We start from the raw sequence: 15,586 nt of genomic DNA on the forward strand, positions 1-15,586 counted from the left end.
TTTCCTCTATGCCATAGGTATAATAGAAATGCCATCAAATTTTATTTCCTTAAGCTTTTCATCTGGCTCAAAACCTTCAATTTCAAAATTCTGTACTGCTTCTCTCATAAATTCAGTTTCGTATGAAGTACTTGACAGTAGCTCTGTCGTTTCTTTAGCATTAAATACTCTGGTTACTGGACTTTTCCAATTTGTTTTTACCTCCGTCCAGTGATCAATGTTTTTATTTAGAGTAATTTGTGCCGGGACTGGATCAAAAGCTTGATATGGATTGATCTTTTCTCCTTTAGTCTGTAAAAGCTGCTCCAGTACCGGTTCAAGTTCATATGGCAAAAGATATCTTTCCCCACCTTTTTCAATATCTGCAACTTCTACATCTATTGGCAGAACTAGCTCTCTATTTACTATTGCTGCAAACTGCGAAATTCCTTGATCACGCATATCATCATCAAAGAATGAATCAACAAATACTCCTTTTTTGGTGGTAGGTTCTCTTGAATTTGCATCACTGCGTAGACGTTCCTGTGCAACAAGAGCATAAAGATCATTTATTCCTTTTTTCATTGCTTCAAGCTCATTCATCGGTACAGCATGAATAGCATTATTCACTATTTTTACCCCTTCGCCTTTTTTCCACGTCTGATGAATGTAGCAGAGCAAAAGTTGTCCGCTAGGCGCTTTTGGCATCGATGGTCTCCAAGAGTGGGAAATTCCTTTTATTCTTCTTACCACCCCTTTGCTATCGATAGTAATTAAATCATAGCGGGGCATTTTCCAGGTGTAATCAATCAAAACCAAGCTGTTATCAACTGCTCCTTTTACTTTGCATCCCTGTTCACTTATATCTTCAGGACTTACATGAGTACGACAGCGGTAAGTTATTTGATAACTACTTCCAGGAGCTGGTTCTTTGCCGGGTAATGACCAATCAATATTTCCTGCGTTTAGTTTATAATCTACACTATTTTCATAAATAACATTACCTTGTTTAATTTGAATAATTTCAAGTACTGCAGAGTCAGGTATTGGATCAACAGCTCCTGAATATGAACCATGAGTAATGGTAATGGTTTTTTGAACAGTTATATCTACTTTTTTAATTTCACTTATTGGAAAATCATTCACCTTCAGTTCCATTACTCTTTGGCTATTTGGCTGAAAAGTATGTGGTTCTGATTCAACTGATTTTATATCTGGATCTTCATCAAAAGAAATGCGAATACTGTGAGGTAACTCAATCTCATAGCCATCAACATGAGCTTTTCCCTCATTAATTACAAATATTTTTTTCCTCCTTCCCCCTCTTCCTTTTGCAGGAACATTACTTCAAGGCCATTTACAACGTAGGAACCATTTGCCTCTTTGTCATAACGAGCAAGAGCAGTAGTTACTATATTTGCTTGTGGTGGCGGTGAATGTTCTATCAATACTCCATTTTCAATATTGTAAATTGGGTAAAATTCGCCATTTGTAGAGTTAACAGTAACACTTTCTACTTGGTATCCCCAAATGGTGGAAACTTTAAGCCTTGCAGCTCCTACTTCCTGATAATTTCTTGTACCAACAGCAGGATCACGAAGATTTTCATCCTCAAGTTCTGTAATGGTAGATTCTACGTAATAAACACCTATACGCACTGTGGTACTCAGTGGAATAACAAACTCTTCTTTTTCGACTTTTCTAACCGCTCCACGAAGATAGATTTTTCCTGATTCAAGCGTAACTTTACCAGTTTCTCTATCTATAATACAATTGCTTCCTATTATAACATCACCATCACGAAATATTGCATCGCCTATGCCTTTAAGCTTAGAGAGAGCATATTCTTGCGTCTCGTTTAATTCTGCTGACTGTAGACCTCTTCCTGCTAGAAACAAGCTTTTTTCGTATTCTTTGTCAGGATTAAAGCGGTTATAATAACTATTTAAGGTCATTTTGTTTCAAAAAGTTACAACAAATGAAAAAGTTTCCCGAGTTGCAGATGTTCTGATAAGTGGTACGGTGTGTTCTAAAACTAACAAAATTCCAGGATTTTCCACGTCTTTTGGCTCGAAATATCTCTGTCCTTCAGGTAATCCTTCTTTTATTTTAGTACCAACCATAACCCCTAATTCCCGTATAACTTGATTTGCTGCGTCCGTGAAATCGAAAGTAAATTTAAGATACAGATTATTGATTGGTACATTCGATGGTTTAAACCTTCCAGATGGAGTCACAAGTTCTCCATTCTCATCACCACTGCAAAAGAGCACCTCATCAACAACACGACGTCCAACTTCCTTAATTAATGTTGCAGAAGTAATTAGTTCCGGTGGTGTGTCTTGAGTATACTCTATAGTGATTACGCTATCTGCTATAATTGCACCATTTTCTACACGCTCAATAGCGCCTGAGCTACCATCAACTATATAATCTATGCTTGACTGATAAATTGTTTGCCCTGTATAAACTTTTACATCTTTAATAGTGTGGTGATCTAAACTTATCTTGCCGCCTGCTGTAAAAGTTTTTTCAACTTTGTAGCTGCTTTCCCAGGTAGAATCTCCAGATCCCCAAGCAAGATGTATTGGTTGCTCTTTTATGCTCGCAGCAATAGCTGCTCTGCCTGATTGTGTCAGTATTGACATGTCTGATTGCGTGATTGATATTATATATATACAAGATTCGTAGAAAAAACGTCCAATTTTTTTGTAATAATGGGCTCAAAATTTTTCCAAGGGCGATTTAAGTGGCGATGTTCATGCCAAGTGACCATACCTGGGTAAAATACTGCTACGTAATTTTCTAGCTCATGAATAGGATCTTTCTGTTTTAAATCTGAGTCATTTTGACAATCAATATGATATTCCCTTAAATTAGACTCTATTATTCTTTGATCAGTAAAACTCTTTGCTTCGTAGTAATAAGTTATACTAAACCGCTCTAAAATTGGTGTACGTCGAAAATTCCAAATCTGCTCAGAGAGTTTATCTTCACTTAAGTAAAATGTATGCTCTATTTCTTTATAAGCAGTTGGTGCAAAACAAGCATTGATATCTCCCAAATTCCAACTATCTGATAATACTATCAACGCTTTAGCAAACTTAATTTCTGGCAATAAACCCTTGTGGTAGAGGATATAGTGCTTTTAAGTTATACCACTCGTGACTTCTTTCATATATACCGTTGTAATTCTTGGTGTGAGGCTCTGTCTCTCCTAATACTGCAACATCCAACCTATATAAATCATTACTGTAACTTCTATCATAATGTGATCTAAAAGTGCTAAATTTAAATCTTGGATTTCCTATTTTTAGCTCAAATGAGTTTTTTCTTCCAAACGATAATACTGGCCCTTCTTTTGCTATTCTTACACCCGAGTAGTCTGAAAGAAGATCTCCAAAAATACTTTCATCTAACATAAACCGCTGAGCATTGTAATAGTCATTGAATATTCGCATTAATCGAGATCTTGCCGGTGCAGAAAGTTTTGCCAGAGCAATTACACTATCGACAAAAAAATCATTAGGAACATCAGAGATGCCAATTTGAAATTCAGCAAAATGCTCTCCTGGTGGTTCTTCTTGAATGGTAATATTATCAATGTTTGCCCATTTCAGCGCCATCTTCAGTGACTGTGGTGTACCGCGCAAACGTTGAAATCTTATTCCGTTTTGCTTAGCTAAGACCCATTCTTTTAATGCACTCTTAGTAGCTTTCTTACCCCAGGATAAAATTTCTCCCAAGCCGTATTCCGCTACTAGCCACGGCAACATTTCAGTCTGTGGGTTAAATTTAAATCCCCGTAGAGAATTTGCATCAAGAGAATAATTAATTATGTCTGTAAGTATTTGCTCTTGCTTTGAAGCATTTGGAGGAAGTATCACCAATTTTTACCTAACACTTAAATCACTTAAAGCAACGCATTCATTATTTTGTACAATTATGTCTTCTATTGGCTCTGTAAGCTCTATATTTTGTATACCTTCTGTAAAAAGATGAGCAATAATCCAGGACCTGGTTACATTCCACCCTAAACCTTTAGCAGACTCAAGACCTTTGATAAATTGTTCCTTTGCAACTTCGATAACATCTTTTGATGCAGTAGGGTAAATATGCACTTTAGCATGAATAGTAATGGGAATAATACCACAGCCAATAACTGTAAGCGTATCTGTTAATACACGAATATCATCGCGAATAACGTGATTTCTGACGATCTCTAGCAATTCTTCTGAAGGTACTCCATCATTTTCTGTGGAAAGTATTGAAATCTGTACACTTCCTGGTATAGGTGATACCACTTGCGCATCTTTTACTCTTGTGTCAGCAGATAATGCATGATAGCGATAATGCTCTTTACTCCCTGCTGTTGACCAACCAACAATTTTGGCTTTTACCCGCTTCCTTAAGAATTCATCATTCTCTGACTCCTTTCTCAGCACACCATAAAATTCAGCCAAGTGATCAAGGTCATTACCTCTTGCAAAAGCAAGTAAATTTGCCTGTGCTGCATCATTAATCCTTTGCCTGAGCAAAAGTTCACGCCAGGCTGCTACTTCCAGTATCTTTATTGCTGGATCACTTTCAGTTAGTGCAGAAAAACTTGCATTCCGACGCACTAACTCTTCTTTCATTCGCGAAAAGATTTCCTCAAATTTTAATGTTTCGACAATATTTGGTGTTTTCATCCTACTACCTTATACTATAATACCATCAAGGCGGATCGGCTTTCCATTTGGCAGATAGATTCCTTCTAAAATGAGAGTTACTTTACCTTCTTTTATTTCTGTTATTTGTACACGTTTAAGCTTAAATCGACGCTCCCACTTTTCTAATGCTTCTGCAACTGCTGCATAAAGCTCTTGTGCAAAACCAGGTACAATTGGATGATCAATCAGCTCAAATAACCTTGATCCATAATCTCGGCGCATAACACGAGCACCAATTGGTGTAGTTAAAATATCAACTATTGATTGTTTTAAATGCTCTATACCACTTATTGTTTTACCAGTTTCAGAATTCATACCACGCATATCACTTACCCTGCAAAGACATCATTGCTTCCTTGTTCTGCCACTGCTCCACAGGAAATTAGGTCACCAGTACGAGCAATCGCTTTGCTATTTGCAAACACTGCTTTCGACCCTTGAGTCATTACTTTTCCTTCACTCAAACTATCTCCTTGCCTACAGACAGGTCTTCCGTTTATAAATACATCTCTGCTTCCACTTATACAAAAATGCGGCAACGCTTCTTCACAGTGATCTCCTAGGCGTACAACTGATTTATTCATTCCTTTCCCTAATTTAGATTTATTCTTTTTGCTTTTAGTTTTATTTCGTTCTTTGCTATCTCTATGCTTGATTCCCCAACCTTCAGTGTTATTTTGTCTACTACTTCAATCTCTAAATGATGTTTCCCTTTATCATATGTAAACTTTGTTCCGTCTTGAAATTTTATACTATTTACTTCCTTTTTATTCTCTGGAGGAGGGTATTTTTCCTGATATATTGCCGGTAACACTACCCCCAAAGACAATTCTCCCAATGGTGATAATACTATTACCTGTTCATCAATATTTGGTGGTAACCAATTTTCAGCTCTATTTGTTATCCATGGAAGAAAATCTGTTACAAGTTCACCTATTTTAACTTTTACTTTAGCTTTTTCATAATCTATTTTTTCGACAATGCCTATACGGACAATGTTGGCCAATTTTCTCCGCAATTCTGAAATTGCAAAATTACTTTCCAACATTCACATCGATTAAATGAGGTTTTATTTTACTCACTTCCCAAATCGATCGCCCTACATGCAATTCGTGCGCCCAGTCTACCATCCACACTAAATATGCATCGAGCTCTGGCCTAAAATCATCTCCTCCTCCTGATATAAATTCTCCTGGTGAAACATTTTTCACGTTCCAAGTATTTTTATTTACTACTCTGGCAACCTCAGCAGCTAATGATCTGACAATAATAGGGGCATTTTCTATTGTGCTATCGATCACTATTCGTGCCTCAAATTTTGCTCTCAGCGCTAGCTCCTCTGTTCCTGGATCTTTTCCTTGCTCTAGACTTGACAATTCTATAAATACCGCTGGAGCTGCTAACTCTTTCCTTATTGCTGGATAAACCTCACAAGTTTGAATTGCTGGTATCTCTGCCTTTAGCGTATTACAGATTACCTCATGTAAATTAGTCCAAAATGCCGTCATAAAATAACTCATGTGTAAAATATTTTTCAAATATCCTTTCAACTTCATAATTAACAAGATTTTCTATTATCCTTGAAGCCTCAGGTTCAAGTGGTAGTTTAACTTCCTGTATTGGCAGTGCTGTTTTTCCTTCACGTTTAAAAATACCACGATAGCCTCTTGGCATCGTTGCCATAAATGCATCATTAAATGCTGTTCTTATTTTTGCTTGTTTTATATTTATATCATACAGATATGCTCTAATTAAAACCTTCAAAGTGCTTTTCCTTGCCTTGATAATTCTTAGTCTTTTTCTAATTACTTTTAGCCTAATTTGCTTTTCTTCACTGATTTCTCGGACAGCCTGAGATTTTAACCATAATGCCGTTTTGTTTAGCGCTCTTACCGCTGCCAATTCTATTTTTGCTTTGTTAGCATCAATGTTGTGAATAATTCTCTCAATATTTTCATTAACCTCAATGTTAAACATCCTTCTCTCCAAATACCGTGCATTTTATATTCCACACTACTCCTGAGTTATCTCGAAGCGGTGGCGAATATACTTTATATTTACGATCGTCAATAACAAAAATATCTCCTACCATTGGCCTCAGTACATCAAAAATGCTTACCTCAAGAAAAAGCATCTCTCCCACAAATTGTCCTTCACCAATCTCGTATAATTTATCTGGCTGTTGCTTTAATACCTGTACCATATATGACTTATCCTTTGATTTATAACAAGCCACTTCTCCTAAATGGGCAAAACAATCTTTAAATAATCTCTTAATATTCTCTTGCACATTTCTCCGCTATATACTAACATTTATATGCTAAGAAGAGGTAAAGCATTCTTCTGCCTCACACCGCTTTATATTTGCTCTACCTATGTTGCAACAATCTTGATTAGTGTTGCTGGACGGTGGCACATTGGCAGAGGATTTGACTGCGTATGTAAATCGGTCCCTCTATCAAATCTTCTTGGCCCTTGTTTTGCATATAGTGGCTGCCCAAGAGTATTTACTGTCTCATTAAAATCTGCTGGTGCAAAATATGTTGTAAATGTACTTGCTGTTCCTAGTGGAAAACAGTGACCTGTATCTCTTTCTATAAATCTTCTCACGGTTCCTTCAGGATCAGTTGCTTGCCCTCTATATTCCTCAAATGTGATTCCACAGAACGTAAATCCTGACCTCATATCATTCCTTAGCGCTGCTCCTTCTTGCCATCTTTCATATGCTTCTTTTACTTTAGCATGAGAAGTGAGTGCATCAAAAAACTCAGGGCTTACCAGTGCATGAATCCCGGTCATATATTCACCACTTAAGTTGTCTTCAATATGCCGCAATACTTCCAGACACTTACGTTTTACATCAGTTGTTGCTGTTCCCAGGGCAAAATTTACTACTTTTGGTGTTATTTCAAATTCGTTGTACAGATTTAATAATTCTGACCCATCAGCATCTAAAATTATTCCTTTTAGCGCTCCCATTCGCAAATGCTCTAATGTTATTGCATGTTTGTTTCTCATTAGCTGCAAATGATCAGTTATTACATCTGCAAGCGCTTTAAGTTCACTCTCTGATCCAAATGCCCTTATTCCTTGTACTTCTTCTGGCAGCACTACATCATCATGCGGAATGTGCGGAATCGTAAATGTTCTTACCTTTCTTTTTCCTCTTTTTCCTACTGTTGCTGGTGCCCCTGGTACTTGCGTTGGTAGTAAACTTAAAACTCCGTTATGTTCTTCTATGGTAATATGTCTAAATCTTACTGACCTATTTGGAAACAAGTTTAAATTTTCAACACGTCCATAATTTATCGGCAATATATTCATCGCATTTGTTAGTGCCGTCATGCTAAATGCTGTATTTGTAAATGGATTTTGCATTCTTTTTTCCCCTTATTAATTTTAGTTAAACTCCCTTGCGGATAATGATCCCTCGTCCTTCAAGTTGCTTTATTACTTCAGCTTTTTGCTCTTCAGTGATATTTGCTGGCCACACCACTGCATGATCTGCTAGTATTGCAACACGAGTAACAATTACCGCTTTAGTATTTTCTATTGCATTTACATCACTTACTATTACACCTATCGCTGTTTGTGTGCCATCTGTTCCAGCGGGATTAAGTACTCTAATAAGACCATCTTCCGTCTTTTTGGCAACTACTGCACCAAGCTTAATATTTTGTCCCTTGGCTACTGTTATCTGATCTCTTGAATATAGACTTGACACCTCATACTTTAATAAGTCACCCAGATTATTTTGTTCGCTTATACAACTCATAAATTTCTCTCCTTAACTGATTACCGCCGCTTTTATCAATGCTATATACGGCGGTTATAAAAATACTTTAACTCCTACGACTTTTCGCTACCTGCATCATCAATTCTTCTCCTGAATTCTGTGGTACTGCACTCAGTATCTCTGTCTTCTTCGTTCTTTCTGCAAGTAATTCCATTAAAACCTCCCTTGCTTGCTCAACACTTACGCTTTGCTCAATAAATTCTCCTATCTTTTCTGGCATCTTCGATATATTACATAATCGTATTAATTCAAGAACTTCAGTACGATACTTGGTTAAATTATCAGTTTCTAGGTCATTTGTAGTTTGTTCATTCATAGTAATACTCCTGTTTTTATTAATAGATGAAAGAATTGTCATTCCATCTGCAAGACCCATCTCTATTGCTTTCTCGCCAAAATATAGCCCTGCTTCAGTATTTTTTATTGCCTCTACAGAGAGGCTTCTATTCCGCGCTATTAGCTCAACCAGCATTCCATATAAACGATTCACTTCGCTTTTTAGATTTTCTAAACTCTCAGAAGTTATTGGCTCATGTGGATTTAAATCATTTTTTCTACTTCCAGCAAATACTGTAGTATATTTTATCCCCTGTTTTTCATCAAACCCACTTTGATCTATATGACTTGCGATTACCCCTATACTCCCAACTCCTGAAGTGCGGGTGAGAAAAATCTTTTCAGCACTAGAAGCAATTGCATACGCAGCAGAATACGCATCGTCATTTGCTATTGCAATAATTCTCTTTTTTGCTCTTGATTCATAAATAAAATCAGCAAGGTCAAACACTCCATTTACTTCTCCTCCTGGGCTATCTATATCAAGTAGAATCGTCTCTATGCTTTTATCTTCTAAAGCGCTCTCTATCTCTTCATGAATTTTTTCATATGATGTCATACCCAGTAAACCATCAAAAGTTTCTGACTTTTTTGTCAAGATTCCATGTATCGGTATTATTCCTCTTTCACTATTTCTTACTGCATGTTTTATATTTTTAAAGATAGGCTGCTTTCCTGCTTGTAGTGACAGTAATTCAAAACTCCTTGGTTCTACCATTACACATCTGTTTAGCCATTGTTGTTTCATAGTACCTCTTGATTGGCCGTAACGTCAGAATCAAAACTTAAGCCCAGTTCACTTGCACGTCTTTGATCTTCTGCTATTTCTTGGTCAATTTCTTCTACATCGTAACCCATTTCTGATACTACTTCCGATCGACTCTTAAATCCATTTCTTACTGCCATTTGCTGTGCTTGCTGATCTTTTAGCGGATCGACCCAATCAAATCCCTGTGGTATCCATTTTACTTCTTTTTTTGCTCCTTCTTTTCCCTTTGTCCATTCTTCACCTATGTCTAGCTCTCCAGAAAGTAGTGCTAACTCTAACCACCTATCCCATACAGGACGGCAAAACTGAAATACCATAATGTTATGCTGTAACATCGTGCACCTCCTGCGAAACTCTATCAATCCTGCTCGAATGGATGAATAATTAACGCCTGTTAAATCTCCTGTTAGCTGTTCATATGTTATCCCTGTACCAATCGCTATTGCCCTGAGTTGCTGTCTTATAAACGCTTCATAACTTCCTCCAACATCTGACGGTTCTGAAAATTTTATGTCTTCTCCTGGGTCTAAAAGCTGCATTGTTCCTGGCTCTAAACCTGATAGTGCCACTCCTTGCTCATTACTTTCACTTTCTCCCATGATATTTGCTTCTGGATCGAGTCTCGTAATAAATCCAGCAAACATTGCTGCAGTTTTCTTTCTCACCAGCTCTGCATCATCATATTGATCAAGCTCATAAAGCTTCAGCAGTATATTAGAAAGCCAAGGCTCCCCTCTAATTTGCCCAGGTCTTAGTGGTCTATAAATATGTAAAACATCGTTTGCTGGTACTCTCACTGATTCTCCAAATGAGCCTTCGCCTGGATGTTCTCTAAATAAGTAATATGCCTCTCTTTGCCCAAGTCTATTGAACTCAATGCCGTTTCTTATTACATTACCATTGGCTAGTTTTTGATTACTTTTACTATCTAAATGCTCTGATTCCAGTACTTGCAGTTGTAATGGTACATATCCCTCCAGCTTTCTCGTTCTTAAACGTACAAAACATTCTCCTCCCTCTATCATACTTCTGCATACTAGAGCTTGTAATCCGTAAAAATCACTTATCCCATTACTGTCTGCTTCATCTGTCCATTTCAGCCATAATTCTTGTACTTTCTTTCGAAATTCTCCATCTCTTGCTTTTGATTGCGGTTTTATTCCTGTTCCAATAGAGTTACTTACTATTGTATCAATGATATTTGCTGCATATGGATTTTTTCTTACCATATCACGAGAGCGGCTACGTAAAGTTTCAAGGCTTTGAGACAGCAAATTGTTTATACTTCCTAACTCTGGTTGAAAGTGTAAAAATCTTCTTCCTGAGCCTGCTGCATCCCATGCTGAGCTTTTGATTTTTGGCTTGTTAAATAGTTGTTTGAATGACTTAAGTAGCATCACTTTTCCTGATCTGAAACTTTAGATAACTCAGCTTCTAATTCCTCTATCGTTGGTAAAGCTGTCTTTATATTCTCTGGTAGATTCTCGGTTATCCTATATTCCGCAAGGCCTATCGGCTTATTTATGTCACGTAATGCGTACTCGGCTATAACACCAACTTTAGAGCGGTATAGGATAAGACCAATTGATTGATTATCACCTGGCTGTCTTAATAAATCATCAACTGCTGAAAGGTAAAAATTCATCTTCCCAGTATATTCTGGCCTAAATTTACCGGCCTTTAACTCAATTACAACATAGCAACGGAGCTTAATATGGTAAAAAACCAAATCTAAATAGAAATCTCTGTCTCCAACCCGTAAATGGTACTGCCTTCCTAAAAATGCAAACCCTTCACCAAGCTCTAAAAGAAAACGTTCTATGTGAGCTACAAGAGCTTTTTCTATCTCCCTTTCATGCGCTTTTTTACCAAGGCTTAAAAAATCAAATACATAAGGATTTTTGAGCGTTTGCTGTGCTAAATCTGATTGAGGTGATATAAGATTATTCCTAAAGTTTGTTATTGCTTTACCTTCACGTTTATACAAATTTGTCTCTATTTGCATAGACAAGATATTGCGAGACCAGCCGTGTTCACATGATTTTTTAATATACCAAAATCTTTCTTCTTTATTTTTAACTTCGTACATTATTACAATATTGTGTCCCCAAGGTAATTGGTCAACAGCTTGTTGACCAATTTCATTTTCGCTATATTCTTCCGCAAACCTTCTCATATATTTTAGATTCTGAATGCTAAACCCCTTCATATCAGGAAAAGCATCTCTTAAATCACGACTGAGTTGATCAATAATTTTAGCACCCCAACCATGTTCTTTTTGCCGCTTTAAGATCTCTGTGCCAATATGGTGATAAAGCACAATAAGCTTGCTATTTACTGCTAATGCTGCTTTATAACGACTAGTAGCGATCTGCTCTTTCAGCTGCTCTAAAAATTCTGTATATTCTTTTGCTATAACTTTTGTCATAAAATTCCTTTCAACGATTTTTATCATTATATGATCCCTTTACTCGTTGAAAAAACAATTTTCCTCTTTGGCTTCATACCTGCAACTTTTAACTCAGCCTTAATTCGTTGTCTTAAATTCAATAAATCATTTATTTGAACTTCAGCATATCTCACCACATGGTCACCATAAGCAATTGATACTACTCGCTCTCCGCTTTGCAGCTTTTTTATCGCTTCTTCGACTTGAATTAAATACTCTTCGTTGTACATCTTACTTCTCATTCAACCATTTGCTTTGTCTCACTTTTTTAGGTTTTTTGCTTTCTGGCTTTTCACTTAAACTATTCCATTTACTCTCTGGCCAACGATCGATTCCAAGCGCAATAGATGCTGCTCTGGCATAAATTCGGCAATCTAACACTTCATTTCTTTCTCTTACCTTCTGCCACTCTTGTTTGGTATATCCTTTCACTACCTTGCTGACTAATTGCTCTGCCGTTAGCTGTTTAAAATATTCAGGTGCATACTCGGGAAAATGACAATATCCAGGTAGAGCTTTTCCTTCTTCTTCTTTTAAAATATTAAGTAATTGAAAAAGCTCTGACTTTAATATCGATACTCCCACTGGCCATAGCTTTATTCCTCTTTTTAGCTTTTGACCACCAACTGTTATATCTACTCTACTTGGACTGCTAAGTGGTACTAGGGCTTTATTTACACCTTTAACTGCCATTACTCTTCCAGCTCCTTGATGACCTCTTACCCAATTGTATACTTCTTGCGTTGCATACCCTGCATCAACTGCCATCATACTTATCATATATTCAAGCCCATTTTGACCGATAAAATGATGATTTAAGAGCTCAGAGAGTTTTCCCCATACTTCTCCGCCTCCAGTATCACCTTCAAATACTCGGTAGTCTATTGACCAACTTTCGCGGCTTTTTCCCCATGCTACAACTTCTACTTCTAACCGATCTTTTTGGACATCTACTCCTGCTGTAAGTACCACTTCTCTCCTAGGCACTGTGCCTACGGGAAAAAATTCTCTTCGGTTAAATAATTGCTTCCAGTCTGGTACTTCTCCCTTATCTACCCAGGTTTCTCCAAGCGTTGTGTTGATCCAAACTTTCAGTAATTGTTCACTTTCCTTTGCATGCAGAAAATCCTCTACTGCTTGTTGCCAACTATACCACCCAACTGGGCTATAAAGACTTGAAAGGTGAAATCCTATTACTTTGCTATTGTGTACTTGATTTGTAGCTCTCCATTCTCCACGTTCAAGCATCTCTGTCTTTTGATGATTTTCTATTTTGCCGCTACATTCAGTGCAGACATAATGTGCTGTTCTTGAGTCATTATTTTCCCATTTTATTTGTGACCACTTTAATACTTGGTAATAATTACAATGCGGACATGGTACAAAAAAGTATCTCTTATCTGTTGCTTCAAATTCTTTCTCAATTCTGCTTATTCCATGAATCGTTGGTGTTGACACTAAAAAAATCTTTCGATGTGCAAATGTATTAGTACGGGCTATGCTGAGTAAAACTGGATCTCCTTCACCTCCAGAATCTCCTGGATAGGCATCTATCTCATCAAGAAAGAGATACTTTACTGGCATAGATCGGAGGCTTACACTGCTATTTGCTCCAGTTATTACTACTATTCCACCTGGAAACTCCTTACTTTGTACAGTATTGCCTGAATCTCTTGACCTTGGGTCCTTTACTTTACTTTTTAAACATGGTGTACTCTCTATTAACGGTGCAAATCTTCCTTTTGACCAGCGCTTTCCCATTTCAACTGTTGGCTGTACTACTAGCATTGGACCTGGTGTTTGATCGATGATATAGCCTATCCAGTTGTTACCAGCTTCTGTTCCTCCAATCTGTGCTCCTTTCATAAATACTACTTTTTCAGCCTGTGAAGAAGGAGATAGTGAATCCATGATTTCTTTTAAATAAGGAGTTCTTTCTGTTCTCCATTTTCCTGGCTCTGATGCTGCAGTTGGCGCTAAAACTCGATACTCATTCGCCCACTCTGATACTTTAAGTTGCGGGTCTGGTCTTAAACCTTCAGAAAAAGCTCTAGCGTATATCATTATCTGCATCTACTCATAACTGGTTCTATCTCAACATCATTAACAGTAGAACTACACTCCTCCAGTTCCATAAACATCTTTTTCTGAAATTCGTTTTCTATATATCTTTTGCTCACCTCACTTATCATTAGTGCTATAATAAGTGCAAATATCCCTGTTATTGTTGCAAAAATGATTGCATTGCTTATTGTTATTGCTGTTAACCCTATATATACCGCTATTGCTACTGCACTTACTGAGGTAGAAACACAGATCACATTATTGTATTTTCTTACTTTTGCATCTCTACGTTCTATACACCTATAATAAATTGGTACAGATCTGCCTATCTCATCTGGTAATTTGATACTCTTTTCTTTAAATAAAGTTTTTAGCAATTCTAAATTATTTGACTTGATTGCTAAGTGCAAAACAGGTGTATAGTTTGCTCCTTTTTTCAGTAGTAATTTTACTACATGTAAATGTCCTTTTTCCGCAGCAAGGTAAATCGGAGAGTGACCTTTGTTATTTAAGATATTAATATCGATTTCTTCTTTTAAAATTGTATCTACAACTCCTTTCTGTGCAGCTAAATGCAATAGACTATTCTTTTCAGAGCCGTATTTACTACTCATCAAAACCTTCTTTATCTCAGGTCTATTTTCAGCGTAATCAAATGGTGTCTTGCCGCTATCGTCTTTTACCAGAGGGTCTATGTCTTCTCGTGTTAGTAAAACCTCTATTGTTTTCAGTCTTTCAGCGTAATGTAGTGGTGTTTTATTTTCGTAATCTTGTAAATTGACTTGAGCATTAGGCTCCCTTATTAAGCATTTGAGAATATCAAGACATAAGTCTCTTTCATCGTAATTAGTATTACTTACAGCTATATGAACAGGCGACAATTTCATTGAGTTTTGTCCCATGCGTGCACTATTCACATCTGCTCCAAGCTTCAGCAGTAACTTTACTATCTCCAACTTTTTATTATTAACTGCATAGTGCATTGGTGTCTGATTTCGTGCATCAAAGACATCTATTTCAGCTTTTCCTTCTCTTATCAAAATCTTTACAACTTCTGCATGTCCTATCCCTGCTGCTAGATGTAATGGTGTATGATGCAGAGCATTTCGTACATTAACGTCAATACCTTTTCTGATCAAATATCTAACTGCATTAACTTCACCTATCATTGCAGCTAAATGAAGTAAACTATCTTGCTCTGATCCGTATTTGTTATTAATTAGTGCTTGTAATATTTCTGCTTTTTTCCCCTCTTTGGCGTAATCAAGAGATGTTTTACCTTCATTATCTTCCACAAAAGGATTAATATTCTTCTTCGTGAGTAACAAATCCACCATGCTTAATTCATCAAACTCTATAGCGCAATGCAGTGGAGTTTTTCCGTTTAACCCTCTGACATTAACATCTAATCCAGGTTGATTAATGAGACACTTTATTAACTCCAAACTTAAGTTATCAGCCATTTTATATTCAAAATCTTT

At 36.9% G+C, this 15,586-nt stretch carries 16 protein-coding genes and 2 pseudogenes; all 18 read right to left on the reverse strand.

Annotated features, from left to right (window positions below; genetic code table 11):
* Positions 1 to 6 precede the first annotated feature (6 nt).
* The 18 genes and pseudogenes from ACQH3L_RS05355 to ACQH3L_RS05440 all read right to left on the reverse strand — a co-directional run bounded on the left by ACQH3L_RS05355 (position 7) and on the right by ACQH3L_RS05440 (position 15,568).
* Positions 7 to 1,934, reverse strand: a pseudogene (locus ACQH3L_RS05355) (DUF4815 domain-containing protein).
* A gap of 6 nt (positions 1,935 to 1,940) precedes the next feature.
* Positions 1,941 to 2,627: a hypothetical protein gene (locus ACQH3L_RS05360; protein WP_007549309.1), complete on the reverse strand. Its 687-nt coding sequence runs from the start codon at positions 2,625 to 2,627 to the stop codon at positions 1,941 to 1,943.
* Positions 2,628 to 2,647: 20 nt separating this feature from the next.
* A pseudogene (locus tag ACQH3L_RS05365) lies at positions 2,648 to 3,866 on the reverse strand (phage tail protein).
* A 6-nt stretch (positions 3,867 to 3,872) separates the two neighbouring features.
* Positions 3,873 to 4,670: a baseplate assembly protein gene (locus ACQH3L_RS05370; RefSeq protein WP_425384733.1), complete on the reverse strand. Its 798-nt coding sequence runs from the start codon at positions 4,668 to 4,670 to the stop codon at positions 3,873 to 3,875.
* 9 nt (positions 4,671 to 4,679) lie between these two features.
* On the reverse strand, positions 4,680 to 5,015 hold the full coding sequence (locus ACQH3L_RS05375) for a GPW/gp25 family protein (RefSeq protein WP_015588498.1): 336 nt from the start codon (positions 5,013 to 5,015) through the stop codon (positions 4,680 to 4,682).
* A gap of 5 nt (positions 5,016 to 5,020) precedes the next feature.
* Positions 5,021 to 5,275, reverse strand: a complete 255-nt coding sequence (locus tag ACQH3L_RS05380) for a PAAR domain-containing protein (RefSeq protein ID WP_007548996.1) — start codon at positions 5,273 to 5,275, stop codon at positions 5,021 to 5,023.
* Positions 5,276 to 5,283: 8 nt separating this feature from the next.
* Positions 5,284 to 5,739 (reverse strand): phage baseplate assembly protein V, encoded by a 456-nt coding sequence (locus tag ACQH3L_RS05385; protein ID WP_007548997.1) that lies wholly within the window; start codon positions 5,737 to 5,739, stop codon positions 5,284 to 5,286.
* Positions 5,726 to 6,199 (reverse strand): hypothetical protein, encoded by a 474-nt coding sequence (locus tag ACQH3L_RS05390; RefSeq protein WP_006280893.1) that lies wholly within the window; start codon positions 6,197 to 6,199, stop codon positions 5,726 to 5,728. Before ACQH3L_RS05390 ends, ACQH3L_RS05385 begins: the two co-directional genes overlap by 14 nt.
* Positions 6,180 to 6,668 (reverse strand): phage tail protein, encoded by a 489-nt coding sequence (locus ACQH3L_RS05395; protein WP_341815464.1) that lies wholly within the window; start codon positions 6,666 to 6,668, stop codon positions 6,180 to 6,182. The genes ACQH3L_RS05390 and ACQH3L_RS05395 overlap by 20 nt, the downstream gene beginning before the upstream one ends.
* Positions 6,661 to 6,981, reverse strand: coding sequence for a head-tail joining protein (locus ACQH3L_RS05400; protein ID WP_012673243.1), 321 nt, complete (start codon positions 6,979 to 6,981; stop codon positions 6,661 to 6,663). Before ACQH3L_RS05400 ends, ACQH3L_RS05395 begins: the two co-directional genes overlap by 8 nt.
* Before the next feature lie 83 nt (positions 6,982 to 7,064).
* Positions 7,065 to 8,069, reverse strand: coding sequence for a major capsid protein (locus ACQH3L_RS05405; RefSeq protein WP_425384734.1), 1,005 nt, complete (start codon positions 8,067 to 8,069; stop codon positions 7,065 to 7,067).
* 25 nt (positions 8,070 to 8,094) lie between these two features.
* A complete protein-coding gene (locus ACQH3L_RS05410) occupies positions 8,095 to 8,466 on the reverse strand; it encodes a head decoration protein (RefSeq protein WP_007549003.1) in 372 nt (123 codons plus the stop codon).
* Positions 8,467 to 8,533: 67 nt separating this feature from the next.
* Positions 8,534 to 9,571, reverse strand: a complete 1,038-nt coding sequence (locus ACQH3L_RS05415) for a S49 family peptidase (protein WP_141457038.1) — start codon at positions 9,569 to 9,571, stop codon at positions 8,534 to 8,536.
* Positions 9,568 to 10,989 (reverse strand): phage portal protein, encoded by a 1,422-nt coding sequence (locus ACQH3L_RS05420; RefSeq protein WP_007549005.1) that lies wholly within the window; start codon positions 10,987 to 10,989, stop codon positions 9,568 to 9,570. The genes ACQH3L_RS05415 and ACQH3L_RS05420 overlap by 4 nt, the downstream gene beginning before the upstream one ends.
* Positions 10,989 to 12,020, reverse strand: coding sequence for a PDDEXK nuclease domain-containing protein (locus ACQH3L_RS05425; RefSeq protein WP_039963965.1), 1,032 nt, complete (start codon positions 12,018 to 12,020; stop codon positions 10,989 to 10,991). The genes ACQH3L_RS05420 and ACQH3L_RS05425 overlap by 1 nt, the downstream gene beginning before the upstream one ends.
* 26 nt (positions 12,021 to 12,046) lie before the next feature.
* Positions 12,047 to 12,271: a gpW family head-tail joining protein gene (locus tag ACQH3L_RS05430; RefSeq protein ID WP_007549008.1), complete on the reverse strand. Its 225-nt coding sequence runs from the start codon at positions 12,269 to 12,271 to the stop codon at positions 12,047 to 12,049.
* A 1-nt stretch (position 12,272) separates the two neighbouring features.
* Positions 12,273 to 14,105: a phage terminase large subunit family protein gene (locus ACQH3L_RS05435; protein WP_425384735.1), complete on the reverse strand. Its 1,833-nt coding sequence runs from the start codon at positions 14,103 to 14,105 to the stop codon at positions 12,273 to 12,275.
* Entirely contained in the window at positions 14,105 to 15,568 is a 1,464-nt protein-coding gene (locus ACQH3L_RS05440) for an ankyrin repeat domain-containing protein (protein WP_425384736.1), read from the reverse strand. The genes ACQH3L_RS05435 and ACQH3L_RS05440 overlap by 1 nt, the downstream gene beginning before the upstream one ends.
* Positions 15,569 to 15,586 lie beyond the last annotated feature (18 nt).

This window comes from Wolbachia endosymbiont (group A) of Sturmia bella, assembly GCF_964030905.1.
Taxonomy (GTDB): domain Bacteria; phylum Pseudomonadota; class Alphaproteobacteria; order Rickettsiales; family Anaplasmataceae; genus Wolbachia; species Wolbachia pipientis.

Bases quoted from the DNA above. Each gene is read 5' to 3' on its own strand.
- ACQH3L_RS05360 (WP_007549309.1), bottom strand. From the start codon at position 2,627: ATGTCAATACTGACACAATCAGGCAGAGCAGCTATTGCTGCGAGCATA.
- ACQH3L_RS05370 (WP_425384733.1), bottom strand. From the start codon at position 4,670: ATGAAAACACCAAATATTGTCGAAACATTAAAATTTGAGGAAATCTTT.
- ACQH3L_RS05375 (WP_015588498.1), bottom strand. From the start codon at position 5,015: ATGCGTGGTATGAATTCTGAAACTGGTAAAACAATAAGTGGTATAGAG.
- ACQH3L_RS05380 (WP_007548996.1), bottom strand. From the start codon at position 5,275: ATGAATAAATCAGTTGTACGCCTAGGAGATCACTGTGAAGAAGCGTTG.
- ACQH3L_RS05385 (WP_007548997.1), bottom strand. From the start codon at position 5,739: ATGTTGGAAAGTAATTTTGCAATTTCAGAATTGCGGAGAAAATTGGCC.
- ACQH3L_RS05390 (WP_006280893.1), bottom strand. From the start codon at position 6,199: ATGACGGCATTTTGGACTAATTTACATGAGGTAATCTGTAATACGCTA.
- ACQH3L_RS05395 (WP_341815464.1), bottom strand. From the start codon at position 6,668: ATGTTTAACATTGAGGTTAATGAAAATATTGAGAGAATTATTCACAAC.
- ACQH3L_RS05405 (WP_425384734.1), bottom strand. From the start codon at position 8,069: ATGCAAAATCCATTTACAAATACAGCATTTAGCATGACGGCACTAACA.
- ACQH3L_RS05410 (WP_007549003.1), bottom strand. From the start codon at position 8,466: ATGAGTTGTATAAGCGAACAAAATAATCTGGGTGACTTATTAAAGTAT.
- ACQH3L_RS05415 (WP_141457038.1), bottom strand. From the start codon at position 9,571: ATGAAACAACAATGGCTAAACAGATGTGTAATGGTAGAACCAAGGAGT.
- ACQH3L_RS05420 (WP_007549005.1), bottom strand. From the start codon at position 10,989: ATGCTACTTAAGTCATTCAAACAACTATTTAACAAGCCAAAAATCAAA.
- ACQH3L_RS05425 (WP_039963965.1), bottom strand. From the start codon at position 12,020: ATGACAAAAGTTATAGCAAAAGAATATACAGAATTTTTAGAGCAGCTG.
- ACQH3L_RS05430 (WP_007549008.1), bottom strand. From the start codon at position 12,271: ATGTACAACGAAGAGTATTTAATTCAAGTCGAAGAAGCGATAAAAAAG.
- ACQH3L_RS05435 (WP_425384735.1), bottom strand. From the start codon at position 14,105: ATGATATACGCTAGAGCTTTTTCTGAAGGTTTAAGACCAGACCCGCAA.
- ACQH3L_RS05440 (WP_425384736.1), bottom strand. From the start codon at position 15,568: ATGGCTGATAACTTAAGTTTGGAGTTAATAAAGTGTCTCATTAATCAA.